Below are 25,593 nucleotides of genomic sequence, written 5' to 3' on the forward strand. Positions count from 1 at the left end.
GCCCCGGCCCCCCCGCCTGACGCAAAAGCCGCTCGCCACTTGGCGGCGGCTTTTTTGTTATCTTGTGAGCGTGATATCGTAAGGAACGACCGGCGCGGGCCGACTATCGCAAAAGAAGGAGATATTCGTCATGAAACCCGACGCATCGACGAGAGCCGCCTTGTATGGCAACGACATCCCAGCCAGCGAGATTACACCGCGCGAGGTATTCGAGGCGCGCCGGCATTTTTTGCGGCTATCGATGCTGACCGCGACAGGCGCCGCGCTTGCTGCCGGAGGGGTGCGGGTCGCGGGAGCGGCCACCAACGGCACCGGTGGCCAGTCGTTGCATGCCGCGGTCAATCGGGCATATGTCGCGCCCGACAAGCTGACTCCGCTCAAGGACGTCACCGGCTACAACAACTTTTATGAGTTCGGTACCAGCAAGAGCGATCCGGCCGAGTATGCCGGGGCGCTGAAAACACGGCCGTGGCAAATTGTCGTCGACGGGGAGATCAAGCGCCCCAGGACATTTGACATCGACACCCTGATGAAACTCATGCCGCTCGAAGAGCGAGTGTATCGGCACCGCTGCGTCGAGGCCTGGTCGATGGTGATCCCCTGGATCGGTTACTCGCTGGCTGGCTTGATCAGGCAGGTCGAGCCGACCGGAAATGCCAAATTCGTTCAGTTCACGACCCTGGCCGACCCCAAAGAGATGCGCGGGTTGTCCTATCCGGTGTTGGCCTGGCCTTATGTGGAGGGCCTGCGCATGGACGAAGCCATGCATCCGCTCACATTGCTGACTTTCGGTTTGTACGGTGAGGTGCTGCCCAATCAGAACGGTGCGCCGGTGCGCGTCGTGGTGCCTTGGAAATATGGCTTCAAGAGTGCCAAGTCGCTGGTCAAGATAAGCTTTGTCGAGAAAATTCCGCTGACGAGCTGGAATCGCGCGGCGCCCGACGAATATGGCTTCTACGCCAACGTCAACCCGCACGTCGACCACCCGCGCTGGAGTCAGGCCACCGAGCGGCGAATCGGCGACGGCTTCTTCGCCCCCAAGCGCAAGACGCTCATGTTCAACGGATATGAACAGGTCGCGTCGTTGTATGCGGGCATGGATTTGCGCACCTATTTCTAGGTGATGGACGATGCCTTCGGTCTACGTGCGGCGCCGTAATTCCGTGCCGCGTCCAGTCAGCCAGAGTCGCTTGCGCGGTAGCGCGACTGCGCTGCCGCGCTACCTCAAATGGCTCAAAGTACTGGTTTTCATGGCGGCGCTCATTCCGCTGGGGCGTTTGGTGGTGCTGGGGATGCTCGACCAGCTCAGCGCGAATCCGATCGAATTCATTACGCGCTCCACGGGACTATGGACGCTGATATTCCTCTGCATCACGTTGGCGGTGACGCCCGTGCGCAGGCTGAGTGGATGGAGCGATATTGCCAGAATGCGACGCATGCTGGGGCTGTTCGCTTTCTTTTACGGCACGCTGCACTTCCTCACCTACGTTTGGTTCGATCAGTGGTTCGACGTGGCCGCGATGGCGCATGACATTGTCAGGCGGCCTTTCATTACGGTCGGTTTCACTGCTTTCGTATTGATGATTCCGCTGGCAGTAACATCGCCAATGGCGATGATGCGGCGGTTGGGGCGGCGCTGGCAAACGTTGCATCGGTTGATTTATCCGATCGCCGTGCTGGCCGTGCTGCACTTCTGGTGGATGCGGGCCGGCAAACACAATTTCGAGGCGCCGGCGATTTACGGCGCCATCATCACGATATTGCTCGGCTTGCGTTTGTGGTGGCGCCTGCTGCGGGCACGGCAAGCCGCCAGCCCGCCGGAAGACCGCGCGTGACGGTCCGGCACAGCTGGATCAGGCGTCCTTCGGCAGCACGCTCTCGCCGGCAAAGAGCGATTCGATGGTTTCGCGAGCCCGCACCAGATGCGCGTTGGCGCCGTCCACCATCACTTCGGCCGCGCGCGGGCGGGTATTGTAGTTCGAGCTCATGGCGAAGCCATAAGCGCCTGCCGAGCGGATCGCGAGCAGGTCGCCCTGGGTGACCCGCAGCACACGATCACGCCCCAGCCAGTCGCCGCTTTCGCACACCGGGCCGACAATGTCATAGTTGAGTGCCGGCGCAGTGCTGTTGCGCGTCACCGGGACGATGTCGTGATAGGCCTCATACATGGCCGGGCGTGCCAGATCGTTCATCGCCGCATCCACGATGGCAAAGTTCTTCGCCTCGCCCGGCTTGACGTATTCGACGCGCGTTACCAGCACGCCGGCATTGCCGACCAGCGAGCGCCCCGGTTCGAACAGGACCGTGCGGTGCGCGTGACCGCGCTTGGCCACATGATCGAGCAGCGCGGTTGCAAAGGTGCCGATCGCGGGCGGCGCTTCGTCCGCATAGCGGATCCCCAAGCCGCCGCCGACGTCGAGGTGGTGAATGGAAATACCTTCGCGCTCGAGCTGCTCGACCAGTTCCAGCACCTTGTCCAGGGCGTCCAGATAGGGAGCGATCTCGGTAATCTGCGAGCCGATGTGGCAGTCGATGCCGACGATCTCCAGATGAGGCAGTGCCGCGGCGTCGCGATAAGTGCTCAGCGCCTCATCGAACGCCACGCCGAATTTGTTGCTGCGCAGTCCGGTCGAAATATACGGGTGCGTCTTGGCGTCGACGTCGGGGTTCACGCGAATCGACACACGCGCCCGTTGTCCGACGCTGCCGGCCACCTCGTTGAGCCGAACGAGTTCGGGCCGCGACTCGACGTTGAAGCACATCACGTCCTGGGCCAGCGCAAAGCGCATTTCATCCACGCTCTTGCCCACGCCGGAGAAAACCACGCGGCGCGGGTCGCCGCCCGCAGCGATGACGCGTTGCAGTTCGCCGGCCGATACGATGTCGAAACCGGCGCCGAGCTGCGCGAACACGTTGAGCACCGCGAGATTTGAATTGGCCTTGGCGGCATAATGGACGGCGGCGTTACGGCCGACGCAGGCGCCCGCATAGGCCTCGAACGCTGCTTGCAGGGCGGCGCGGGAATAGACATAAAGCGGTGTGCCGAAACGCTCGGCCAGCTCCGACAGCGAAACGTCCTCCGCGAAAAGCGTTTGGTCGCGGTAGGCGAAAAAGGAAGCGGTCATGATGTTTTACTTGGATTGCGCCGAACTCGCCGGCACGGGTGGAATCATCGATGGCGGCGCGCTGGCCGGCGGCATCGTGTCGGGCTGGATTTGGGTGGCTGGCGGCACAGGTACCGGCGGCACGCTGGGCAAGTAAAGCGGCCCCGTTTGGCCGCAACCGGCAAGACCGCCAACGAGGACGATCGGCGCTACAATCGCGCAGATTCGAGTAAGCGCTGTCATGGTGTGGAACCTCGCCAGGCGGTATCAATGAGGAATGTCGATGTCAACCTTGGAGTTTAGCATGACGGAAAGTGAATTCCTGGCCGTGGCCGAACGAGTGCTGGACCAGCTCGAAGCGGCTGCGGAGCGGTCCGACGCCGATATTGAATGCGAACGCAGCGGCAATGTGCTTGCGCTCGAATTCGAGGATCGCAGCAAAATCATTGTGAATCTGCAAACACCGATGCAGGAAATCTGGGTCGCGGCGCGCGCCGGCGGGTACCACTTCCGGCTCGTTGGCCAAGCGTGGCGAGATACCCGAGACGATAGCGAGCTTTTCGCAGCGCTGTCACTTTATGCCACGCAACAGGCTGGGGAAGCAGTGAATTTCACGCCGACGGCATGAACGGGCCTGCGCCTGGCCGAGCCGTTTCACGCAAGCACCCGACGGTTCATGGGTTTTTGAACAAATCGATAATGCGTTGACGCTCCCGAGTGTCCGGCGGTGCCGTCGCCGGCTCGCCGGAGCCGTCCTCGTTGTTCATGCCCACCGAAGTAACGGCTTTGCCCGGCGGATATTCATCCAGGTAGTAATCGCCATTGGTCATGATGACGTCGGCCGGCATGGACTGCGTCTGCTCCGGCACGCCTCGCAACGCCTTCGCCATGTAATCGACCCAGATCGGTAATGCCAGCCCGCCACCGGTCTCGCGGTCGCCGAGGTTGCGCGGATGATCGAAGCCGATCCATGCAATGCCGACCAGGTGCGCCTGATAGCCCGCGAACCAGGCATCGTGCGAGTCGTTGGTGGTGCCGGTTTTCCCGGCCAGATCGTCGCGCTTGAGCGCATTGGTCTTTGCCGCGGTGCCGCGGGTCGCCACGTCATGCAGCATGCTGTTCATGATGAACGCGTTGCCGGCAGGGATCACACGATGTGACGGCTCGCCGGCCTGCACCGGCTTTTCCGTCATCAGCAAGTGCCCACGCGAATCAGTGATGCGGGCCACGATGAAGGGATTGATTCGATAGCCGCCATTGGCGAATACCGCGTAAGCCGTGGCCATTTGCAATGGCGTGACCGCGCCGGCCCCGAGCGCCATGGGGAGATAGGCCGGGTGCCTGTCGGCGTCGAAGCCGAAGCGCGTAATGAATTGCTGCGCGTAGGTTGGCGTAATGCTCTGCAAAATCCGGATCGATACGAGATTGCGCGATTTCATGAGCGCGGTTCGCATCGTCATCGGACCGTGGAAGCCACCGCCATAATTCCTGGGCTCCCATGGCTGGCCGCCCGTTTGCGCCGCGCTGAAATAAAGTGGGGCGTCATTGATGATGGTGGTCGGCGCAAAGCCTTTTTCCAGCGCGGCTGAATAGATGAAGGGCTTGAAGCTGGAGCCGGGTTGGCGCCAGGCTTGCGTGACATGGTTGAACTTATTGCGATTGAAATCGAAACCGCCAACCAGCGAGCGGATGGCTCCGTTGCGCGGATCGAGCGAGACGAACGCTGCCTCGATCTCAGGCATTTGGGTGATCTGCCAATCCTGCTTCGCGTCCTGCATGACGCGAATCACGGAGCCCGGACGGATGCGCTGCTTGGGCTGCGCGCTCGCGCTCAGGCCCGCCGCGGCAAAACGCAGGCCGGCCCCGGTGATCGCGATTTCGTCGCCGCTGAGCAACGCGGCCGTCACTTTCTGTGGAGTGGCCGATAACACCACCGCGGCGACGAGCTTGCCACTGTCGGGGTGCTCCGCCAGCGTATCGTCGATCAATTGCTGCCGTGCGTCGGCGTCGCGCGGCAGATCGATATTCGCCTCCGGCCCGCGATAGCCGTGGCGGCGCTCGTAGTTCATTACCCCTGCGCGCACCGCGTTGTAAGCGGCTTCCTGATCGGCGGAGGTAATCGTCGTATAGACGTTGAAGCCGCGCGTATAGATCTCGTCCTTGTACTGCGCGTACAGCAGCCGGCGCACCATCTCGGCCACATACCCCGCATGGACGCTGAACTCGTTGCCGAGGCTGCGCACTTTGATTGGCTCGGCGATCGCTTCGTCATACTGCGTCTGGGTAATGTAGTGCAGGTTGAGCATGCGCTTGAGGATATATTCCTGACGTATCTTGGCGCGCTTGAAATTGACGATCGGATTGTAGGCCGAGGGCGCTTTTGGCAGACCGGCGAGCATCGCAGCCTCGGCAAGCGTGATGTCCTTGAGATCCTTGCCAAAATACACGCGGGCAGCGCTGGCGAAGCCATAGGCGCGCTCACCAAGATAAATCTGATTCATGTACAACTCGAGAATCTGGTCCTTGGTCAGGCGGGATTCAATCTTGTAGGCGAGCAGTGCTTCGTAAATTTTCCGTGTATAGGTTTTTTGGCTCGACAGGAAAAAATTCCGCGCCACCTGCATCGTGATCGTGCTCGCGCCCTGGGAAGAGCCGCCCCTGATCAGATTGGCGACCCCGGCACGCAAAATGCCGATGTAATCGACACCCCCATGCTGGTAAAAACGATCGTCCTCGATCGCCAGCACGGCTTGCTTCATTACCGCAGGAATATCCTGCAGACGGACCAGATTGCGGCGCTCTTCGCCAAACTCGCCGATTAACACGTCGTCGGCGGTATAAATTCGCAGCGGAATCTTCGGGTGATAGTCGACGACGCTGTCGAGCGACGGCAGATGCGGCGTCATGACCACCAGCGCGTATGCCGTCAGCAGCGCGCCAACCAACGTCAGGGCGGCGATCAGGCCGCCCAGCCAGAGGGCGACCGAAACCGCCGGCGAGCGTGTCTTGCGAGAGGGGCGATTGGTGCGCCGCTTGCCTGCAGGGGTGTGGTTGACCATATGAAAAGCGAACTAAGCAGTGCTGAGATTATAGCCCTCGTCGTTCGCGCTCCTGTCCGATGGGTGGGGGTTTCAGAGTGGGACTATTTCCCCGCATACGTCATTTACTTAGGATTCGTCGAATCATTGGCGAGCCTTGCCTTGGGCCTTCACGCTCGGAGTTGACTGACTTGTCATTCGTCTCGCTTTTCATTTCCGCGGTTCACCGCTCGAAGCGGCCCCGCGAGTTGCTCGGTGTGGATATCGGCGACGTCGCGATACGGCTGGTGGCACTCGCCCCAATTGGCGGCGAGCTTTCGTTGCAGCATGCCAGCGAGCTCGCTCTGCCACATGGCACGATGGACGGCGGTCGGATCGTTCAGTTCGACGCAGTCGTCGCGGCATTGCAGGAATGGGTGGGGCCCCGAGGGCGGCCGCCCGCGGTGCTGGCGTTGCCGGAGCATCAATTGGCGCGGCGGTGGCTGCCGGCAACGTGGTGTCTGGCAGCGCCGACGATCGAGGCGCACGCAGCGCACCTGCTCGGCAACGACGCAATGTCCGTGCGGTACGACATGATCGCCGGCGGTGTCCACTCGCGCGGCAAGCGTGGTCGGCGATTGTTGATCGCCGCGCTCGATGACTGTGTCGATGAACGTGCCGCGGTTGCGGAAGCCGCGGGTCTGGCGCCGCATGCGATCGACGCCGAGCGCCTGGCGGTGCAGCGTGCCTTCGTCCACGCGCAGCCGGCCGCAGGCGCGCCGGCAAGCGCGTCATGCGGCTTGCTTGCGATGGATGGCGGCGGTGCTTATCTTTCGGTGTTTCATGGATCGCGGCTGGTTGCAGAGCAGAATTTGCCGTCTGAAGATACTCTTGCGACCCCCGTTGATGGCGACGACGCGACCCATTGGCTTGCGGCGGGGCGGAGCGTGGCTCAGGCCTTGCCGCGGTTGCCGGTGATCGTCACCGGGCTGTGGCTGGCCGGCGAAGGCGCGGGACAACCCGGCCTGGAGGAGGCGATCGGGCAAATCACGCGCTTGCCGACCGCGAATTTCGATCCATTTTCGAAGTTGTCCGCGTCGGGGGGCGCCACGTTACCTCCGGTGGTGCAACGCTCTGCTTACGCCGCCGCCTGCGGGTTGGCAATGCACGGCATTGTTTCATGAGGTCGGCCGATCTGCTGCCGTCGCGGGCGCAGCGACGAGCGATGCGCAGCCGCAGCTTGCGGCGCATTCTGCTGATCTCCGCGGCGAGCGGTCTGGCTGTCTCGGCGGCGGCCTGGGCCGTGCTCGAGCGGCGCATTGTTCGGCAGGATCTGCGCAACGAATTCGTGAGCGAAGCGCTCGCCGCGTTGCAACCGTCATTGCGGGAGCGTCTTCGAATAGAGAAGTCCATCGAGCAGTATGAGCAGCAGGTTGGCCGATTGCAGCGCTTGACCGGACAGCAGCCACCGTGGGGCGTCATCCTCACCGACTTGGCGAAAATCACGCCACCGACCGTGCATCTTCAGGCAATGCGTTATCAGGATGGGCGGCTGATCCTATCCGGGCGGGCCGACGCACAGGCCGCAATTCTGCAATACCGGCGGCAGCTTGCCGATCTTCTCTGGGGTTCCGACACGTCGCTCGTCGAAACCAAGGCGGTTGTCGACGCGACCGATTCGTCCCGATTCGCATTTGAAATTCATATCCTCGTCAAGCCGCTTGCACCGGGTCACACTGATGCCGGAGCGAGTCTCGTGTCATCCCCCGATGTCGAGCCGGCGAACTCCGGCCGCGTCGATCGATTGGCGGTGTCATGACGTTATCTCCTTTGTCTGTCGCGCGCCGCATGCGGTCTCTGACTGACCTTGCACGTATGGCGCCGAGCGACTGGCCGGCACTGGCGCAGTGTGGCCTCGGACTCGTCGTTTGTCTCATCACTTGCGTGGCGACGTGGTCGCTGGTTGTCCAGGCGCAAATGGAATCGCTCGCTGCACATGAGCGACAAGAGGCATCGCTCAAGGCAACGTATCGCCAACGAGCCGCACAAGCGGCGGCGCTGCAGTCATGGCGTGACCAGCATGTCGCGATGACCGCCAGGATGAGCGCATTGCGCGATCGCCTGCCAACCGACTCTGGTGCCGAGCGTTTGCTCGAGAAGCTGCATCGACTCGGTCAGGCGCATCGCATGCAATTTGAGGCGATTCGACCGAGCAAGCCCGAGACGAAAGAACACCTGAGCGTTGTGCCGTTCGAGATTCAGGCCGGTGGCCGATATCATGACGTCGCAGGGTTTCTGGCCGCTCTGGCCGCTTTGCCGCGCGTTGTCGTTTTCGATGCACTGCAGATCACGGCGTCGCCTCGGCATGAGAGCGCCAGCCATCTGCCGCCTGAGCTGCGCCTGATGCTCTCGGCGCAAGCCTATGCGGATCCCGCATCGCCGCCGAACCCGATTGCCGAGGCGCCGAGATGATCCGGCAATACTGGGTGACATATCGTCGGTCGCGGGTTGTCGTGTTGCTTTGCGTGGCGGTGGGCGGGTGTCGCTCTGAACCTCTGACTGACTTGCGGGAGTGGCGGGCCGATGCCGACCGCGTCGCAGCGCAAAGTCCCCAGCCGGCGCTACCGGCGCTGGCCGAGTTGCCGGCGGCTAATGAGCGGATGCATCTCGCCGGTGAGCTACCGGATCCATTTTTCGTCGGGCGGGGAACGCCGCCTCGCGCCACGCGGGTGCCGGCGACTCGCCAGGCGACGCCGTCGCGCGGGGTGCTGGCCGCGACGTCTCCGGATGAAATTCAACTGATCGGCACGCTGCGCAGGGGCACTCGCAGTGTCGCGCTGTTGCTGGTTGGCAATGCCGTGCACCATGTGGGGCTCGGACACCCAGTCGGCGGTGATCAGTGGGTCGTCTCGGCAATCCATGACGATATCGTCGAGCTGCGGCACGTCGACGGCGAACAGGAAAGGGGGCCGCCTGCGACGTACCGCCTGACAATGGTCGACGGCGTACCATGAATACACCGGTGCCGACCCCAAAGCGCCGGATGGCGATTGGCCGGTGGCTTGGCATCGCATTGGCCTGGCCTGTCGCCGCGCTCGCCGGGACGACGGCGCCAATCGACGATCGGGCGTTGCCCGAGCCCAACGAGGCACGCCTGACGCTGAATTTGCGCAGTGCGCCAGTGACAGCCGTACTGCGTGCATATGCCGACCTGGTTGGCGCCAATGTGGCGATCGGCGAAGGGGTGAATGGGCGCGTGACACTGCGCGCCAGGCAGATGCCCGCCAATCAGGTGCTGGACTTCCTGTTGGATACCCAGCACCTGGCGACTCGAACCTTTGGCAATGTAATGTGGATCGTGCCCCGCGACGAATTGGCGGTGCGCGATAAACGAAAATTCGAGGCGGCCCAGCAGGCCGGCGATCTCATCCCGCTTGCCAGCCGGGGCTTTCAACTGAATTATCAAAAAGCGGTGGAGTTGCGCAAAATCCTGATCGGGGAGGCAGGGCATCGCTTGCTGTCGAAGCGCGGCTCGGTTGCCGCCGACGCCAGGACCAACCAATTGTTCGTTGCGGATGTGCCCGACAAGCTGACGGAGGTTGCCGACCTGATCGAGCGGATCGACGTGCCCGTGCGGCAGGTGTTGATCGAGGCGCGCATCGTCGAGGCCGACGACCGGTTCAGTCGCAACCTCGGCGTCAAATTGGGATTCGCCCGTCCATCTGCGCCTGGCGAGACGTTGCCCGCGGGCAATAGCGCCTTCCAAGCCGGCCCCGGCGGCCCTGTTCCCAACCATCATTTTCTTGATCTGCCCGCGACCGGCATCAACGGCTTTGTCGCGCCGTCGTTGGCGATCACGCTATTCGGACGTGCCGCGCATCGCCTGCTTCAACTCGAATTGTCGGCACTGGAGGCCGACGGAAACGGCAAAATCATTTCCAGTCCTCGCGTTGTCACCGCCGACAAAGTTCAGGCCGTCATAGAGCAGGGTACCGAACTGCCATATCAGGTTTCGGCCGGCAACGGCATTACCACGATTCAGTTTCGCCAGGCCAAGCTTCGCCTTGAAGTGACACCGCAAATTACTCCCGAAGGACAGGTGGTGATGAACGTCGATGTCAACAAGGATAGCGTGGGCCAGCAAACGGCCAATGGTTACGCCATCGACACCAAGCACGTGCGCACGCAAGTGCTGGTAGAAAACGGGGGAACCGTTGCCATTGGCGGCATTTATCAGGAAGAAGAGCGGAAAACGGTCACGCAAGTCCCCGTGCTGGGCGATTTGCCAGTACTCGGGGCCTTGTTTCGAAATCAGGCCGACGTTCGCAATCGACGGGAACTGCTGGTGTTCATCACGCCGAGCATCGTTGAGCAGGCACCGGTTTCCGAAGCGCGGGAAGCGGTACCCCCGGGGGGCTCACAGGGTGTGCAGAACCCGGTATGATGCCGGAAATGGAATCTTTGTCGCACGAATCGATGCAAGGGAATGTTTTTTTCGTCGGGCTCATGGGCGCTGGCAAAACCACCGTCGGCCGATGGGTGGCGCGGCGTCTTGGTCGTCCGTTTTTCGATTCCGATCACGAAATCGAAGCGAAAACTGGAGTACGCATTCCCGTCATCTTCGAACACGAGGGGGAGGCGGGGTTTCGTGTGCGCGAAGCCCAGGTCATCGATGAGCTGACCCAGTGCAATGGCATTGTGCTGGCCACTGGCGGTGGCGCGGTGCTCAAGGCGGAGAACCGCATGCACCTCAAGAGCCGTGGCGTCGTGGTGTATCTGCGCGCAAATCCCCACGACCTCTGGCTGCGAACCCGCCGCGATCGAAACCGTCCGCTGCTCCAGACCGGTGACCCGCGAGCCAGACTCGAGCAACTCTACGCCGAGCGCGATCCCCTTTACCGCGAGTGCGCTCATTTCGTCATCGAGACCGGCCGCCCGAGCATCAATGCATTGGTTCACACGGTGTTGATGCAACTCGAAATGGCTGGCATTCATGCCTCGCCGGCACCCGATTCGCCGAACACGCCGGACGACCATGCCGAGCACCCGCCGAAGGCCGGCGAATAGGCGCGGGCAAACGCGGCATAATAGCGGTCATGACGACGCTAAAACTTGACCTTGGGCAGCGCAGCTACCCCATTCATATCGGCACCGGCCTGCTCGACCAGCCGGAGTTGTTTGCTCCCCATGTGGCTGGCCGCCAAGCGGTCATCGTGACCAACACCACCGTCGAGCCGCTCTACGCGGCTCGTCTGGTTCGCACGCTCGAAGCACTCGGCAAGCAGGTACGCACCGTCGTACTGCCTGACGGCGAGGCTTACAAGAATTGGCAAACCCTGAATCAGATATTCGACAGCATGTTGTCTTCCCAGGCCGACCGCAAGACCACGCTGGTGGCGCTGGGCGGCGGCGTGGTCGGCGATATGACGGGTTTTGCCGCCGCTTGCTATATGCGCGGCGTGCCTTTTGTTCAGGTGCCCACGACACTGCTGGCTCAGGTCGATTCGTCGGTGGGTGGCAAGACGGGCATCAATCATCCGCTCGGCAAGAATATGATCGGCGCGTTCTGGCAGCCCAACGCGGTGATTGCCGATGTGAGCACCCTGGCGAGCTTGCCTGCGCGCGAACTGGCCGCGGGTATGGCCGAAGTCATCAAGCACGGCGCGATTGCCGATGCGGAGTTCTTTGCCTGGGTCGAGGCACATATCGATGCGCTCAACGGCGGCGACGTCGATGCACTTGCTCACGCGGTGCGCCGGTCGTGCGAAATCAAGGCGAGCGTGGTTGCGCGCGACGAGCGCGAGGGTGGTCTGCGAGCCATTCTGAATTTCGGCCATACTTTCGGTCATGCCATCGAGGCTGGCCTGGGTTACGGTGCCTGGCTGCACGGCGAGGCAGTTGGGTGCGGCATGGTGATGGCGACCGATTTGTCTTGCCGCATGGGACTGACACCTGCCGACTTGACCGAGAGAATGGCGGCGCTGGTCGCGGCCGCACGCTTGCCCGTCAAGGGGCCGGCACTGGGCGAAGATCGCTACATCGAACTGATGCACGTCGACAAAAAGGCCGAGGGCGGTGAGATCCGCTTCGTGCTGCTCGATCGATTGGGCAGTGCCGTCGTAACTGTTGCGCCCGATGAGGCGTTGCGTGCGACACTGCACGCCAATGTCTAGGCGACCGGGCCCGGTGGGGTGGACGCATGAATGACATCGAGGCCATGCTGGCGCCCTATGCCGCGCGGTCGAATACATCGCGCGGCCGCTCGCATCCGGAGCCGGTCCCGCCAACGCGCAGCGAGTTTCAGCGCGACCGCGACCGCATCATTCACTCCACAGCTTTCCGTCGCCTTGAATACAAGACCCAGGTTTTCGTCAATCATGAAGGCGATCTGTTTCGAACCCGCCTGACGCACAGCCTCGAAGTTGCCCAGATTGCCCGTTCGATTGCCCGCAATCTTCGCGCCAACGAAGATTTGACCGAGGCCATTGCGCTGGCCCACGATCTTGGACACACCCCATTCGGGCATGCTGGCCAGGACGCCCTGAATGCCTGCATGCGTGAGCACGGCGGCTTCGAGCACAATCTGCAAAGTCTGATCGTTGTCGATGAATTGGAGGAGTGTTACGGCGCCTTCAACGGCTTGAACCTCACTTTCGAGACCCGTGAAGGCATTCTCAAGCATTGTTCCCGGGCCAATGCCGCGACGCTCGGTGCGCTTGGCGAGCGTTTTTTGAGCGGACGTCAGCCTGGCATCGAAGCCCAGATTGCGAATCTGGCCGACGAGATTGCCTACAACAATCATGATATCGACGATGGCTTGCGTTCGGGCCTGATAAGTCTCGAGCAACTCGACGAAGTATCTCTATGGCGAAGGTTTTTCGAGCAGGCCCGCGCTGCTTACCCGGATCTGTCCGGACGTCGGCTGGTGCATGAAACAACGCGGCGCATCATCAACGCGCTGATCGTCGATCTGATCGCCGCGACCGAAGCGCGTATCCGGCAAGCGGCTCCCGCCACGCCGGATGATGTCAGGAGCGCGCCTGCCCTGGTCACCTTTGGCGCCGCAATGCGTGAAGAAGCGGGGCAACTCAAGCGGTTTCTGTTCGACAACCTGTACCGCCACTACGTGGTGATGCGCATGAGTCGCAAGGCGCAACGGATCATCACGGAGCTGTTCGAAGCCTTTATGGACGATCCGCGACTGTTGCCGCCGCAGTACCGTACGCAGGACATGACACAACAGCCGCGATGGATTGCCCATTACGTGGCGGGCATGACCGACCGCTACGCGATCCGCGAATATCGGCGGCTGTTTTCCGTGGACCCCGTATAACCAGCGGTCAAATCATCGGCAGTAAAATTGCACGCCGATTCGTGCCAGGGGATCGCTAGGAACGACCGGCGACAAAGCCGAGCAACAGAGCGAAGCCGGCGACCAGACCGATCGTTTGCCACGGCCGATCATGCACATAGGTATCGGCTTCATGCCAGGCGAAATCGGCTTTACGGCGCAAACGGGTTCGCGCGTCGCCAAAATCCTCGCGCGCCGATGCGAGTTTGCTGCGCAGCGCCTCGCGTAATTGATCGATGTCCGCATCCTTGCCATGCTGGAGAGCAAATTCCAGCTCGTCGAGCAGGTCGCGCACGCGATCCGCGACGTCGTCACCGGCTCTGCGCGTGGCCCGCACGACTCTGCGTCCGACATACCTCGCTTCGTCCAGACCGTCTTCGAGTGCGTGATTGGCTTTGGTAGACATACTCATGGTTAGCTCCCTCTTGGATGGAGAATAAGTCCCCCGACGATTCAAGCCAGTACATCTTGTATGCGTCAAATTATGTGGGAGCGAACGCTGAGCGTATACCCGATGGGCAATATTTGCTGATCCAGATCATGCAAAACGCCGCCCGGAGGCGGCGCTTTTCGTAGCGAATTGCCCAATCAGAAACGATAGCCGATCGACAGGAAGGTCACGAACGGATCGAGCTTGAGCTTCGTCGTACTCGTCACGGGCCCGGCCGGCGTGCTGGTGGTCAGCGTCGCCTTGGTGCTGAACGGCAGATACGAAATCGAAAAACCTGCCGACCAATGCTTGTCGAAATTGTAGGTGAGGCCGGCATTGAAGACCGGCGACCACGAACTCGAGAGTTTTGCGCTCGTCGGCAAAGCGGTGGTCGTGCCGCGGCTGATCAAGCCGCTGACCTGTTGCTGGAACGCGGGATTCAGGTGAATATCCGAATACCAGATGTAACTTACCCCAAGGCCGAGGTAGGGGCGCAGCTTCGAGTGAGCATTACCAAAGTAGTACTTGAGCAAGAGTGCCGGGCTCCACTGCCGAGCGTCGCCAAGCGGGTTGATGGCGGGCGACGCCAGGATGCCTTGACCGCTCAGATGAAATTTCGGCGGAATCCCCATGACGGCTTCAGCCGCGATATTGTCCGTGAAGAAATGAGTTACCGTAAGCCCGAACGTATCGGCGTCGTCGACGCTCGCACCCGTGTTGGGAATCTGCGCACCGCTGACGCTGAGCGGTTGGCTTGAGTCCTGGGGAGCAATGTGGAACCAGCCAGTATTGACGACAGTGTCTCCCGCGGATTGCGCATAAGCGCCGGCAGTGGCAAACAAGGTAACGACCGCAAGGCAGAGATGCTTTAACTTCATGGGATGCGCTCCTCCTAAAAATCTTTATTGTCTAAATACACGATGACCAAGAGTCTTGGCAATTATGCCGATCAGACAGCCTTCTGAATAGCGTAGGGCTGGAGGACGTGCTCTAACGTTGTTAATGCACCAAACTGAATGAATTCGGTTTCCAAATTTGCGATTTTGGCGCGCTGTTTGGGCGCAGTCGCCGGTTGCGCCCGAACAGCATGCCAAGCATCGGCTAAAAACGGTAACCGAGCGAAAGGTAAGTGACGATCGGATTGATTTTGATGTTGGCGTCGCTGGTCGACAGCACCGTCCCATCGGCTGCCTTGATTTTTATGGTCGCCGTCGTTTTGAGCGGCACATAAGAAACCGACGCGCTGGCGAACCAGTGCTTGTTGATGGCGTATGATAAACCGGCGTTGAAGACCGGTTCCCACGACGGCGATGAAGACGCTTCGACGGATGTCGGGCCCGTGCGGCCGGACAGCGTGGTCAACACACTGCCGAAGTTTTGATTTAGCTCATTCTCAAAATGCGGATTGAGCTTGATATTCGTAAAGAACGTGTAACTGACGCCGACGCCAAGAAACGGGCGCAAACGGGATTGTGCCTCGCCGAAATAGTATTGCAGCACCACTGCCGGGCTCCATTGCCTGACGCTTCCCACGATCGGATTGTTGTTGGGAGCGCCGATGTCGATGCTCGACAGCGCGCCCGCGATGCCAGGGGGCGCGATCACGCCATGACCGGTCAGCTGGAACGTGGGTGGTATGCCCGTGACCATCTGGGCAGCGATGTTATCCGTGAAAAAGTGCGTGAACACCAGGGCTGCCGTGTCGCCGTTGCTCACGGAGGCCCCGGTGCCAGGCGATGTAAAGTTGGCGGGTACGACCAAGGGCGCGAGGAATTGCTGGTTGACGCTGGTCGTCATGGGCGAGCTGGAGTCCTGCGGGGCAATGTGCATCCACCCGAAGTTCACCATGTTGTCGCCCGCCTGCTGAGCGTGTGCCGTGCCGATCGAGATGGCGAATGCCGCCATCACGGACATCAAGATCCGTATTTTCATTTGTCGTCCTCCCAGACATTTCATTTGATTTTTCGGGCATTATGCACACGGATTTTATTCTTGGAAAAGAAGGAAAGTAGAGGAATTACACGAATTTGTAAAAATAAAGAATGTCCTTGTAAATCAATGGCTTGTGGTGGATTTTTTTGTTTATAAAATCATAAATTTTAAATTTCAATGACCTAAAATCGCTCGAAAATCGAGAGATCTGTTCTTGTGGCGTAAACCGACTATGGCGCGACTTCCACGACTATTCATTGCAGGGCAGGCGCAGCACATCATTTTGCGCGGCAATAACAGGCAGCATGTTTTTGTCGACGATGAGGATCGCCAGGCTTTTCTTGGTTGGCTCAAAGAGGCGGCCAGGACGCATGATCTTGCTATTCACGCCTACTGCCTGATGCCGAACCATATGCATCTGCTCGCAACGCCGGGCGATGAGCGCAGCCTGCCGGTGACGCTGCAGGCTGTTGGACGTCATTACGTACTCCACTTCAATCGACGGCATCAGCGCACTGGTTCATTGTGGGAAGGACGCTATCGTGCGACCGTTATCGAGGCCGAACGCTATCTGCTGGTATGTAGCCGCTACATTGAACTGAACCCGGTTCGCGCAGGTTTGTGTGACACGCCGGAATCCTATCGCTGGTCCAGTTATGCGCATCACGTCGGACTGAGCGTCGATAGCCTGATTACCGATCATCCGCTCTACTGGGCGCTCGGTAATACGCCTTTCGAACGCCAGCGCGTCTACCGGGAGTCGTTTGCGCAGCCATTGCCGGAGGGCGATCTGCGAGCCATTCGCGAAGCCACCCAAAAAGGCTGGCTGCTGGGCGACGATGCTTACCGGCAACGCATGGCGATGCTGGCCAATCGCCGTATCGCGCCGCTCTCGCGAGGGCGGCCGCGGCGCGACAAACCGGCCAACCCGGTCGATTCGAGCAACTGATCGCTGGCCGAGCCCTGGCGGGTATGCTGATCGATCGGTAGCCGTACCGGGCAGTTCGCCGCCGCACTCCAAAATCCATCTGATCCCGATCGACGGTGCCTCGTCGCAGTGGCTCTCGCAGGTGCCCATTACCCACTGATTAATCTATTGTTTTTAATGTGACCCTAATTAATGCGGGATTCCACCGGCGAGAGATTTTTAATTGTTCCCGACCCTAATTTAAAATTTTGTATTTGCTTGATCGATCGCGTATATTCCAGTTTCAGCACGTTTGTGCAGTGCGCAAGCTCATGCCTGACGCCTGTGCCGGCCACGCCCGGTCGCATGACCCCACTTAATTCGGCGACTCGTTCGAGTTGCCACGATAAAACAGACGGTGTATCACGTGGAAAAGAAACAGCAACCGATCGCGGCGGCCCAAGCGGAGCAGCTGACGCAAGAATCCGTGGCTCCTGCCCCGCAGGGCCTGTACGACCCTCAGAACGAACACGACGCCTGCGGTGTCGGGTTCGTGGCGCACATCAAAGGCCATAAAAGCCACGACATCGTGGCGCAAGGTCTGAAGATTCTGCTGAACCTCGATCACCGCGGCGCGGTTGGTGCCGACCCGCTGATGGGCGATGGCGCGGGGATTCTGCTGCAGATTCCCGACCAGTTCTATCGCGAGGAAATGGCGCAGCAGGGCGTGGCGCTGCCGCCGGCCGGCGAATACGGCGTCGGCATGATCTTCCTGCCGAAAGAACATGCGTCGAGACTGGCGTGCGAGCAGGAGCTCGAACGCACGGTCAAGGCTGAGGGGCAGATCGTGCTGGGCTGGCGCGACGTGCCGGTCGACCACGATATGCCGATGTCGCCTGCGGTGAAAGCCACCGAGCCAGTGATCCGCCAGGTGTTCATCGGCCGTGGCCGCGACATCATGGTGACCGATGCGCTCGAGCGCAAGCTTTACGTAATCCGTAAAACCGCCAGCCACCGCATCCAGAAGCTCAATCTCAAGCACGGCAAGGAATACTTCGTGCCGTCGATGTCGGCCCGCACCGTCGTGTACAAGGGCTTGCTGCTGTGCGATCAGGTGGGGCGCTACTACCGCGACCTGGCCGACCCGCGTACGGTCTCGGCGCTGGCGCTGGTGCATCAGCGGTTCTCGACGAACACCTTCCCCGCCTGGGAGCTGGCGCACCCGTACCGGATGGTGGCGCACAATGGCGAGATCAACACCGTCAAGGGCAACGTGAATTGGCTCAATGCGCGCACCGGCGCCATTTCGAGCGCGGTGCTCGGTGACGACCTGCAAAAGCTCTGGCCGCTGATCTATCCGGGGCAATCCGATACCGCATCGTTCGACAACTGCCTCGAACTGCTGACAATGGCCGGTTATCCGCTGGTGCACGCGGTCATGATGATGATTCCCGAAGCGTGGGAACAGCACACCCTGATGAACGACAATCGGCGCGCGTTCTACGAGTATCACGCGGCGATGATGGAGCCGTGGGACGGCCCGGCGGCGATCGCCTTTACCGACGGCCGTCAGATCGGCGCCACGCTGGACCGTAACGGCCTGCGTCCCGCGCGTTATTGCATTACCGACGACGATATCGTCATCATGGCCTCAGAGGCCGGCGTGCTGCCGATCCCGGAATCGAAGATCGTCAAGAAGTGGCGGCTGCAGCCGGGCAAGATGTTCCTGATCGACATGGAACAGGGCCGCATCATCGACGATCGCGAACTCAAGGACAATCTGGCCAACGCCAAGCCTTACAAGAGCTGGATCGAAGCAGTGCGCGTCAAGCTCGATGAAATTACCTCGCAAATGGAAGACGTGGCGGCCGAGCACGATGCCACCACGCCGCTGCTCGACTTGCAGCAGGCATTCGGCTATACGCAGGAGGACGTCAAGTTCCTGCTCGCGCCGATGGCCACCAACGGTGAAGAGGCGGTCGGCTCGATGGGTAACGACAGCCCGCTGGCCGTGATGAGCAACAAGAACAAGACGCTCTATCACTACTTCAAGCAGTTGTTCGCGCAGGTTACCAACCCGCCGATCGATTCGATCCGGGAAAACATGGTGATGTCGCTGGTGTCGTTCATCGGGCCCAAGCCGAACCTGCTCGATACCAACAACATCAACCCGCCGATGCGCCTGGAAGTGCCGCAGCCGGTGCTCGATTTCAAGGACATCGCGAAGATTCGCCACGTCGACAAGTACACCGGCGGCAAATTCCGCTCGTACGAATTGAACATCTGCTATCCGGTCTCGTGGGGCAAGGAAGGCATCGAAGCCCGACTGGCATCGCTTTGCGCAGAGACGGTCGACGCGGTCAAGTCCGGCTACAACATCCTGATCGTGTCCGATCGCCGTGCCGACCGGGACAATGTCGCGATTCCGGCGCTTTTGGCCACCTCGGCCATTCACCAGCACCTCGTCGCGCATGGCTTGCGTACCAGCACCGGCCTGGTGGTGGAGACCGGCTCGGCGCGCGAAGTGCATCATTTCGCCCTGCTGGCCGGGTATGGCGCCGAAGCCGTGCATCCCTATCTGGCGATGGAAACCATCTATGAGATGGCCAAGGGCCTGCCTGGCGAACTGTCGCCGGAAAAGGCCGTGAAAAACTACGTCAAGGCGGTTGGCAAGGGGCTGCAAAAAGTGATGTCCAAGATGGGCATCTCGACCTATATGTCGTACACCGGCGCGCAGATCTTCGAGGCCATCGGCCTGTCGCAGACGCTGGTCGACAAATACTTCCGCGGCACGGCGTCGAACGTCGGCGGTATCGGCATCTTCGAACTGGCCGAAGAGGCGATCCGCCTGCACAAGGAAGCCTTTGGGGACGATCCGGTGCTCACCAACATGCTCGACGCGGGCGGCGAGTACGCCTACCGCATCCGCGGCGAAGAGCACATGTGGACCCCTGATGCCATCGCCAGGCTGCAGCACTCGACGCGTGCCAATTCCTATCAGTCGTACAAGGAATACGCCAACCTGATCAACGATCAGAGCAAGCGCCACATGACCTTGCGCGGCCTGTTCGAATTCCGCGTCGACCCCAGCCGGGCGATTCCGCTCGACGAGGTGGAACCCGCCAAGGAAATCGTCAAGCGTTTTGCCACCGGCGCCATGTCGCTGGGTTCGATTTCGACCGAGGCGCATACCACGCTGGCCATTGCGATGAACCGCATCGGCGGCAAGTCGAATACCGGCGAGGGTGGCGAGGACGAGCGCCGCTACCGCAACGAGTTGCGGGGCATTCCGATCAAGCAGGGCGAGACGCTGGCCGGGATCGTTGGCCAGGATGTGATCGCGCGCGACATCGTGCTGCAGGAAGGCGACTCGCTGCGCTCGAAGATCAAGCAGGTTGCGTCTGGCCGCTTCGGTGTGAGCGCCGAGTACCTGGTGTCGGCCGACCAGATCCAGATCAAGATGGCGCAAGGCGCCAAACCCGGCGAGGGCGGCCAGTTGCCTGGGCACAAGGTTTCCGATTACATCGGCAAGCTGCGTTACTCGGTGCCTGGCGTCGGGCTGATCTCGCCGCCGCCGCACCATGACATCTATTCGATCGAAGATCTGGCGCAGTTGATCCACGATCTGAAGAACGTCAACAGCAACGCGTCGATCTCGGTCAAGCTGGTTTCCGAAGTCGGCGTGGGCACGGTGGCCGCGGGCGTGGCCAAGGCCAAGGCCGATCACGTCGTGATCGCCGGGCATGACGGCGGCACGGGCGCCTCGCCGCTGTCGTCGATCAAGCATGCCGGGTCCCCCTGGGAACTGGGCCTGGCCGAAACTCAACAGACGCTGGTGCTCAATCGCCTGCGCGGCCGCATCCGCGTGCAGGCCGACGGCCAGATGAAGACCGGACGCGACGTCGTGATCGGCGCGCTGCTGGGCGCCGACGAGTTCGGCTTTGCGACCGCGCCGCTGGTCGTGCAAGGCTGCATCATGATGCGCAAGTGCCATCTGAACACCTGCCCGGTCGGCGTCGCGACACAGGATCCGGTGCTGCGCCGCAAGTTCGAAGGCAAACCCGAGCATGTCGTCAATTACTTCTTCTTCGTGGCCGAGGAAGTGCGCGAAATCATGGCGCAACTCGGCATCCGCACGTTCGACGAACTGATTGGCCGAGCCGACCTGCTCGACACGAAGAAGGGCATCGAGCACTGGAAAGCCAAGGGTCTGGATTTCTCGCGGATTTTCTATTTGCCGGCGGTCGAGGCATCGGCACCTCGCCTGCACGTCGACAAGCAGGATCATGGCCTGGCCAACGCACTCGACTATGCGCTGATCGAAAAAGCCATGCCGGCGCTGGAAAAAGGCGAGCATGTCTCGTTCATCCAGCCGGTGCGCAACGTCAACCGCACCGTGGGCGCCATGCTCTCGGGCGAGGTCGCGCGCCGCTACGGCCACGACGGCTTGCCGGAAGACACCATCCATATTCAGCTCAAGGGTACGGCAGGCCAAAGCTTTGGCGCGTTCCTCGCACACGGCATTACGCTCGACCTGGTCGGCGATGGTAACGACTACGTCGGCAAAGGCCTGTCCGGCGGGCGCATCATCGTGCGGCCGACCAACGATTTCCGTGGCGCGGCCGAGCAGAACATCATCGTCGGCAATACCGTGCTGTATGGCGCGCTGGAGGGGGACGCTTACTTCCGCGGCGTGGCCGGCGAGCGATTCTGCGTGCGCAATTCGGGCGCGATTGCGGTGGTCGAAGGCACTGGTGACCACGGCTGCGAGTACATGACCGGCGGCACCGTGGTGGTGCTCGGCGAAACCGGTCGCAACTTCGCGGCCGGCATGTCGGGCGGCATCGCCTACGTCTATGACCCGGACGGCACGTTCCCGGCCAAGTGCAACACCGCGATGGTGGCGCTCGAACCGGTGCTGCCGCAAGGCGAGCAGGAACGCACCGTCGATGCCGCGCTGTGGCACCGCGCCCAGACCGACGAAGCGCAGTTGCGCCAGCTCATCGAGCAGCACTTCCAGTTCACCGGCTCGATGCTTGCGAAGGCGCTGCTGGCCGACTGGGACGGCGCACGCCGCAAATTCGTCAAGGTATTCCCGACCGAATACAAGCGGGCGCTGGGCGAAATGGCGGCCAAGGCCGCCAAGGCGCCGGCCGCCAAACAAGCCATGGCCGCTTGAACCGGCTGCCAGCGATGCGGTTCCGCGGTGCCGGGCACCGCACCCGCATCGCGCGCCGGATCCGCGTCTTATATTTCACGAATCAACCGTACTGAGAAGCACATGGGCAAGGTCACAGGTTTTCTCGAATTCGAGCGTCAGCACGAGTCATACGAAGCGCCGCTCGCACGCGTCAAACACTACAAGGAATTCGTCCTCGCGCTGACCGACGAGCAGGCGAAAATCCAGGGCGCGCGCTGCATGGACTGCGGCATTCCGTTTTGCAACAACGGGTGTCCGGTCAATAACATCATCCCCGACTTCAATGACCTGGTGTTCCGGCAAGACTGGAAGGCGGCCATCACCGTCCTGCATTCCACCAACAATTTCCCCGAGTTCACCGGGCGAATCTGTCCGGCACCCTGCGAAGCCGCATGCACGCTCAACATCAATGACGACCCGGTCGGCATCAAGTCGATCGAGCACGCGATCATCGACAAGGCCTGGAGCGAGGGTTGGGTCGAGCCGCAGGTCGCCAGGCACAAGACCGGCAAGACCGTGGCCGTCGTCGGCTCCGGTCCGGCGGGGCTGGCGGCAGCCCAACAATTGGCGCGCGCCGGTCATGACGTGACGGTGTTCGAGAAGAACGACCGCATTGGCGGCTTGCTGCGCTATGGCATTCCCGATTTCAAGCTCGAGAAATGGCTGATCGATCGCCGCATGCGCCAGATGGAAGCAGAGGGCGTGACGTTCCGCACCGGCGTCTACATCGGCACGGAAGCCCCCGAGGCGCATATCAACAATTTCTCGAAGGAAACGCTCTCGCCTGAGCAACTGCGGTCGCAATTCGATGCAGTGATCATCGCCGGCGGCGCCGAACAGCCGCGCGACCTGCCGGTCCCGGGCCGCGAACTGGCGGGCATTCACTTCGCGATGGAATTCCTGCCGCAACAAAACAAGGTGAATGCCGGCGACAAGCTTGCCGAGCAGATCAAGGCCACCGGCAAGCATGTGATCGTGATCGGCGGCGGCGATACCGGCTCGGATTGCGTTGGCACGTCGAACCGGCACGGTGCGGCCAGCGTCACGCAATTCGAATTGCTGCCGCAGCCGCCGGAGCAGGAAAACAAGGCGCTGGTCTGGCCCTACTGGCCGATCAAGCTGCGCACCTCGTCGAGCCACGAGGAAGGCTGCGAGCGCGATTGGGCGGTCGCCACCAAACGGTTCGAAGGCAAGCACGGCAAGGTCGAGAAATTGATCGCGGTGCGCGTCGAATGGAAGGACGGCAAGATGCAGGAGGTCGCCGGCTCGGAGTTCGAATTGAAGGCCGATCTGGTGCTGCTGGCGATGGGTTTTGTCTCGCCGGTGCAAACGTTGCTCGGCGCGTTCGGTGTGAGCAAGGATGGGCGAGGCAACGTGCGCGCCACCACCGAAGGCGAGAGCGCCTATGTAACCGACGTGCCCAAGGTGTTTGCCGCGGGCGACGTACGCCGTGGCCAGTCGCTGGTGGTCTGGGCGATCCGCGAAGGGCGCCAATGCGCGCACGCGGTCGACCAGTTCCTGATGGGGCATTCGGTGTTGCCGCGCTGAGCCCCGCTTGCGGAAGTCATGCAAAAGCCACCCGTCAGGGTGGCTTTTTTTCAAAGGGGCCGCCGGGTTGTCGCCGAGCTATGCCGCGATGGTGCCGGAGGCAGTCTCCTCGCGAACTCCGGGCGGCTCGATTTTCAGCGTGTGCTGGTGATAGGCAGCCAGACTGTCACGATGGGCGACGCTGATGATCGCGGTGTGCGGCAGGCGCTCGAGCAGCGTGTCATACAAGCGCCGCTCGGTGGCAACGTCCAGCGCGCTGCTGGCCTCGTCCAGAAAGAGGTAATCGGGGCGCTGCAACAGCGCGCGTGCCATTGCCAGCCGCTGCTGCTCGCCGGGCGACAGGCGGTTTTCCCAGTGTCCCGTTTCATCCAGGCGTTCGGCAAGCCCGTCGAGTTGACACGCGGTGAGCACATCGCGGCAAGCCTCGTCCGAAAAAGCCGATGCCTCCGACGGGTAGCATAAGGCCGCCTTGAGCGTGCCAATCGGTAAATAGCTTTGCTGAGGCAGGAACATCATGCGCTCGCGCGCCGGCGTTTGGATCCGGCCCTGGCCGAAGGGCCAAAGCCCTGCCAGCGCCCTCATCAGCGTGCTCTTGCCGCTACCCGACGGTCCGGAGATCAGCCACCTGGCGCCGGCCGGAATGTGCACCGCGCCCACCTGAGTCAGGGGCGCGCCATTGGGCAGATTCAACTGCAGATCATGTGTGGCGAGATCATGGCCGGTTTCGACTTGAATGCCATCGACCGGATCGGGCAGGTGCATGATGCGATGAAATTCGCGCAGCCGGTTGACGGTGGCTTTCCAGTCGGCCAATGTCGAGTAACTGTTGATGAACCATGACATGGCGCCGCTGACCTGGCCGAAGGCATCGGCCATGCGAAACAGCAGTCCAAGCGACAGGGCGCCGGCAAAGTAGCGCGGCGAGGCCGCCAGCAGCGGGAAGATGCTCGAGACCTGGCCGTAGATCGAGTTGGCGAACATCAGGCGCTTGGTGTAGCGCATGATCAGCCACCAATTGTCGCGAATGTGGCTGAAGGCCGTGCGAAAGCGCTGCGTCTCGGCCGCCGCGCCGCGATAGAACGCGACCTGTTCGGCGTTTTCCCGCAAGCGCACCAGCAGGAAACGGAAGTCCGCCTCGACCTGTTGTTGGCGGTAGCTGATCGACGTCAGCGGTCGGCCGACCTTGTGAATCATGAATGACCCGAGCAGCGCATACAGCGCGGCGGCCCACACCATGTAGCCAGGAATGTGCACGTGCATCGTGCCGAGCGCAAACGACAGTGCGCCCGACAGTGTCCACAGGATGACGATGAATGAAATCAGCGTGACGACGTTCGACAGCAGGTCGAGCGAAAGCGCGAGCGTGCTGGTCGCGAGCGAGCGCAGGTCTTCCGAGATACGTTGGTCGGGGTTGTCGACCAGGTGGTCGCGCTCGATGCGATAGAAGGCGCGATCCCCCAGCCATTGATCGACGTAGCGGTCGGTAATCCACTGGCGCCAGCGGAATTCCAGCATCTGCTGGTAGTAGATGCGGAACGTTGCCAGGAAAATGAAGCTGAAGGCCAGGACGGTGAACTCGATCAGCGACGATTTGAAAACAGCCCAGTCGCGGTGCTCCAGGGCGTTGTAGAAGTTGGTATTCCAGGCATTCAGCCGCACGTTGATGTAGACGATGCCCAGGTTCATGGCGATCACCAGCACCAGCAGGCCGCGGGCCAGCCATCGTTCTTCGGAGAACCAGTAGGGGCGGATCAAGCGCCAGGGACTGATGGATTTCATGATGTATCTGCGTTGGTCGGGGAGGGCAACGCCTCGTCGATTGGCGATCGTTTGACCGAGCGCGGCGAGTTACGTTGCATTGTCATTGCAATCGCAAATGACGAAAACGGGACCTATCGTAACCCAAGTGCCCTTGCGCGGCGGCAAGTCTTTGTGTTGTAATGCTTTCGGGCGAAACAGGGGTGCTTCGCGGCATGACCGCGAGGCTGAGAGAAACCCTTTGCACCCGACCCGGATAATACCGGCGTGGGAAGTTTCCGACTCCTCCAGTAGTCATCTGGCGGGTATGGTGGCAAGCACCTGTTTCGTCCTTGATGCAGTAGCC

General features: G+C 61.3%; 21 protein-coding genes, 1 pseudogene and 1 riboswitch. Of the genes and pseudogenes, 15 read left to right on the forward strand and 7 right to left on the reverse strand.

Annotated elements, in window-relative coordinates:
• Positions 1-130: 130 nt before the first annotated feature.
• Both msrP and PATSB16_RS20175 read left to right on the forward strand, forming a co-directional pair.
• Positions 131-1,120 carry a protein-methionine-sulfoxide reductase catalytic subunit MsrP gene (msrP, locus tag PATSB16_RS20170; RefSeq protein ID WP_047215759.1) on the forward strand — a complete coding sequence of 330 codons (990 nt, stop codon included), beginning with the start codon at positions 131-133 and terminating at the stop codon, positions 1,118-1,120.
• Between the two features lie 10 nt (positions 1,121-1,130).
• Entirely contained in the window at positions 1,131-1,835 is a 705-nt protein-coding gene (locus PATSB16_RS20175) for a protein-methionine-sulfoxide reductase heme-binding subunit MsrQ (protein WP_052892764.1), read from the forward strand.
• An 18-nt stretch (positions 1,836-1,853) separates the two neighbouring features.
• Here PATSB16_RS20175 and lysA read toward each other — a convergent pair whose 3' ends face one another.
• Complete coding sequence (gene lysA, locus PATSB16_RS20180; protein WP_047215760.1) at positions 1,854-3,125, reverse strand: diaminopimelate decarboxylase; 1,272 nt, start codon at positions 3,123-3,125, stop codon at positions 1,854-1,856.
• On the opposite strand from lysA, the gene PATSB16_RS21195 reads away from it, so the two are divergent.
• Positions 3,124-3,261 (forward strand): hypothetical protein, encoded by a 138-nt coding sequence (locus PATSB16_RS21195; RefSeq protein ID WP_237170265.1) that lies wholly within the window; start codon positions 3,124-3,126, stop codon positions 3,259-3,261. The genes lysA and PATSB16_RS21195 overlap by 2 nt on opposite strands.
• A 14-nt stretch (positions 3,262-3,275) precedes the next feature.
• On the opposite strand, the pseudogene PATSB16_RS21335 reads toward PATSB16_RS21195, so the two are convergent.
• Positions 3,276-3,347, reverse strand: a pseudogene (locus PATSB16_RS21335) (hypothetical protein); the annotation flags it as partial.
• Positions 3,348-3,408: 61 nt separating this feature from the next.
• Here PATSB16_RS21335 and cyaY point away from each other — a divergent pair.
• On the forward strand, positions 3,409-3,732 hold the full coding sequence (cyaY, locus tag PATSB16_RS20190) for an iron donor protein CyaY (RefSeq protein ID WP_047215761.1): 324 nt from the start codon (positions 3,409-3,411) through the stop codon (positions 3,730-3,732).
• 46 nt (positions 3,733-3,778) lie between these two features.
• On the opposite strand, the gene PATSB16_RS20195 is transcribed toward cyaY, so the two are convergent.
• Complete coding sequence (locus PATSB16_RS20195; protein ID WP_047215762.1) at positions 3,779-6,163, reverse strand: penicillin-binding protein 1A; 2,385 nt, start codon at positions 6,161-6,163, stop codon at positions 3,779-3,781.
• A gap of 170 nt (positions 6,164-6,333) precedes the next feature.
• Between PATSB16_RS20195 and pilM the strand changes: the two genes are divergently transcribed.
• The 8 genes from pilM to PATSB16_RS20235 all read left to right on the forward strand — a co-directional run bounded on the left by pilM (position 6,334) and on the right by PATSB16_RS20235 (position 13,454).
• Positions 6,334-7,305 carry a type IV pilus biogenesis protein PilM gene (pilM, locus tag PATSB16_RS20200; RefSeq protein ID WP_052892765.1) on the forward strand — a complete coding sequence of 324 codons (972 nt, stop codon included), beginning with the start codon at positions 6,334-6,336 and terminating at the stop codon, positions 7,303-7,305.
• Between the two features lie 41 nt (positions 7,306-7,346).
• A complete protein-coding gene (locus PATSB16_RS20205; protein ID WP_169834599.1) occupies positions 7,347-7,940 on the forward strand; it encodes a PilN domain-containing protein in 594 nt (197 codons plus the stop codon).
• Between the two features lie 29 nt (positions 7,941-7,969).
• Complete coding sequence (locus PATSB16_RS20210; protein ID WP_169834600.1) at positions 7,970-8,593, forward strand: type IV pilus inner membrane component PilO; 624 nt, start codon at positions 7,970-7,972, stop codon at positions 8,591-8,593.
• A 188-nt stretch (positions 8,594-8,781) separates the two neighbouring features.
• Positions 8,782-9,135 (forward strand): hypothetical protein, encoded by a 354-nt coding sequence (locus tag PATSB16_RS20215; protein WP_047215767.1) that lies wholly within the window; start codon positions 8,782-8,784, stop codon positions 9,133-9,135.
• Positions 9,132-10,565: a type IV pilus secretin PilQ gene (locus PATSB16_RS20220; protein WP_083566620.1), complete on the forward strand. Its 1,434-nt coding sequence runs from the start codon at positions 9,132-9,134 to the stop codon at positions 10,563-10,565. Before PATSB16_RS20215 ends, PATSB16_RS20220 begins: the two co-directional genes overlap by 4 nt.
• Before the next feature lie 8 nt (positions 10,566-10,573).
• The gene (locus tag PATSB16_RS20225) at positions 10,574-11,188 is read left to right on the forward strand and encodes a shikimate kinase (protein WP_237170266.1); all 615 of its coding nucleotides are present in this window, start codon (positions 10,574-10,576) and stop codon (positions 11,186-11,188) included.
• 29 nt (positions 11,189-11,217) lie between these two features.
• The gene (gene aroB, locus PATSB16_RS20230) at positions 11,218-12,294 is read left to right on the forward strand and encodes a 3-dehydroquinate synthase (protein WP_047215769.1); all 1,077 of its coding nucleotides are present in this window, start codon (positions 11,218-11,220) and stop codon (positions 12,292-12,294) included.
• Positions 12,295-12,320: 26 nt separating this feature from the next.
• Complete coding sequence (locus PATSB16_RS20235; RefSeq protein ID WP_047215770.1) at positions 12,321-13,454, forward strand: deoxyguanosinetriphosphate triphosphohydrolase; 1,134 nt, start codon at positions 12,321-12,323, stop codon at positions 13,452-13,454.
• 55 nt (positions 13,455-13,509) lie between these two features.
• On the opposite strand, the gene PATSB16_RS20240 is transcribed toward PATSB16_RS20235, so the two are convergent.
• The 3 genes from PATSB16_RS20240 to PATSB16_RS20250 form a co-directional block, all read right to left on the reverse strand.
• Complete coding sequence (locus tag PATSB16_RS20240) at positions 13,510-13,884, reverse strand: ElaB/YgaM/YqjD family protein (RefSeq protein WP_052892767.1); 375 nt, start codon at positions 13,882-13,884, stop codon at positions 13,510-13,512.
• A 176-nt stretch (positions 13,885-14,060) separates the two neighbouring features.
• Positions 14,061-14,780, reverse strand: coding sequence for an OmpW/AlkL family protein (locus PATSB16_RS20245; protein WP_047215771.1), 720 nt, complete (start codon positions 14,778-14,780; stop codon positions 14,061-14,063).
• Positions 14,781-15,003: 223 nt separating this feature from the next.
• Positions 15,004-15,834, reverse strand: coding sequence for an OmpW/AlkL family protein (locus PATSB16_RS20250; protein WP_047215772.1), 831 nt, complete (start codon positions 15,832-15,834; stop codon positions 15,004-15,006).
• Positions 15,835-16,066: 232 nt separating this feature from the next.
• Between PATSB16_RS20250 and PATSB16_RS20255 the strand changes: the two genes are divergently transcribed.
• The 3 genes from PATSB16_RS20255 to PATSB16_RS20265 all read left to right on the forward strand — a co-directional run bounded on the left by PATSB16_RS20255 (position 16,067) and on the right by PATSB16_RS20265 (position 23,489).
• The gene (locus PATSB16_RS20255) at positions 16,067-16,783 is read left to right on the forward strand and encodes a transposase (protein ID WP_047215773.1); all 717 of its coding nucleotides are present in this window, start codon (positions 16,067-16,069) and stop codon (positions 16,781-16,783) included.
• Positions 16,784-17,168: 385 nt separating this feature from the next.
• Positions 17,169-21,920: a glutamate synthase-related protein gene (locus tag PATSB16_RS20260; RefSeq protein ID WP_418303874.1), complete on the forward strand. Its 4,752-nt coding sequence runs from the start codon at positions 17,169-17,171 to the stop codon at positions 21,918-21,920.
• Between the two features lie 102 nt (positions 21,921-22,022).
• Entirely contained in the window at positions 22,023-23,489 is a 1,467-nt protein-coding gene (locus PATSB16_RS20265) for a glutamate synthase subunit beta (protein WP_047215774.1), read from the forward strand.
• A 78-nt stretch (positions 23,490-23,567) separates the two neighbouring features.
• On the opposite strand, the gene PATSB16_RS20270 is transcribed toward PATSB16_RS20265, so the two are convergent.
• Complete coding sequence (locus PATSB16_RS20270; RefSeq protein ID WP_047215775.1) at positions 23,568-25,268, reverse strand: ABC transporter ATP-binding protein/permease; 1,701 nt, start codon at positions 25,266-25,268, stop codon at positions 23,568-23,570.
• Between the two features lie 168 nt (positions 25,269-25,436).
• Positions 25,437-25,538: riboswitch (TPP riboswitch) on the forward strand.
• Positions 25,539-25,593: the final 55 nt, after the last annotated feature.

It is taken from the genome of Pandoraea thiooxydans (assembly GCF_001931675.1).
Taxonomy (GTDB): Bacteria; Pseudomonadota; Gammaproteobacteria; order Burkholderiales; family Burkholderiaceae; genus Pandoraea; species Pandoraea thiooxydans.

Coding starts and splice junctions, on each gene's coding strand:
- cyaY (WP_047215761.1), top strand. CDS start 3,409: ATGACGGAAAGTGAATTCCTGGCCGTGGCCGAACGAGTGCTGGACCAG.
- lysA (WP_047215760.1), bottom strand. CDS start 3,125: ATGACCGCTTCCTTTTTCGCCTACCGCGACCAAACGCTTTTCGCGGAG.
- PATSB16_RS20255 (WP_047215773.1), top strand. CDS start 16,067: ATGGCGCGACTTCCACGACTATTCATTGCAGGGCAGGCGCAGCACATC.
- aroB (WP_047215769.1), top strand. CDS start 11,218: ATGACGACGCTAAAACTTGACCTTGGGCAGCGCAGCTACCCCATTCAT.
- PATSB16_RS20205 (WP_169834599.1), top strand. CDS start 7,347: ATGCGCAGCCGCAGCTTGCGGCGCATTCTGCTGATCTCCGCGGCGAGC.
- PATSB16_RS20235 (WP_047215770.1), top strand. CDS start 12,321: ATGAATGACATCGAGGCCATGCTGGCGCCCTATGCCGCGCGGTCGAAT.
- PATSB16_RS20195 (WP_047215762.1), bottom strand. CDS start 6,163: ATGGTCAACCACACCCCTGCAGGCAAGCGGCGCACCAATCGCCCCTCT.
- msrP (WP_047215759.1), top strand. CDS start 131: ATGAAACCCGACGCATCGACGAGAGCCGCCTTGTATGGCAACGACATC.
- PATSB16_RS20215 (WP_047215767.1), top strand. CDS start 8,782: ATGCATCTCGCCGGTGAGCTACCGGATCCATTTTTCGTCGGGCGGGGA.
- PATSB16_RS20220 (WP_083566620.1), top strand. CDS start 9,132: ATGAATACACCGGTGCCGACCCCAAAGCGCCGGATGGCGATTGGCCGG.
- PATSB16_RS20265 (WP_047215774.1), top strand. CDS start 22,023: ATGGGCAAGGTCACAGGTTTTCTCGAATTCGAGCGTCAGCACGAGTCA.
- PATSB16_RS20245 (WP_047215771.1), bottom strand. CDS start 14,780: ATGAAGTTAAAGCATCTCTGCCTTGCGGTCGTTACCTTGTTTGCCACT.
- PATSB16_RS20175 (WP_052892764.1), top strand. CDS start 1,131: ATGCCTTCGGTCTACGTGCGGCGCCGTAATTCCGTGCCGCGTCCAGTC.
- PATSB16_RS20240 (WP_052892767.1), bottom strand. CDS start 13,884: ATGAGTATGTCTACCAAAGCCAATCACGCACTCGAAGACGGTCTGGAC.
- PATSB16_RS20225 (WP_237170266.1), top strand. CDS start 10,574: ATGGAATCTTTGTCGCACGAATCGATGCAAGGGAATGTTTTTTTCGTC.
- PATSB16_RS20210 (WP_169834600.1), top strand. CDS start 7,970: ATGCGGTCTCTGACTGACCTTGCACGTATGGCGCCGAGCGACTGGCCG.
- PATSB16_RS20250 (WP_047215772.1), bottom strand. CDS start 15,834: ATGAAAATACGGATCTTGATGTCCGTGATGGCGGCATTCGCCATCTCG.
- PATSB16_RS20270 (WP_047215775.1), bottom strand. CDS start 25,268: ATGAAATCCATCAGTCCCTGGCGCTTGATCCGCCCCTACTGGTTCTCC.
- PATSB16_RS21195 (WP_237170265.1), top strand. CDS start 3,124: ATGATGTTTTACTTGGATTGCGCCGAACTCGCCGGCACGGGTGGAATC.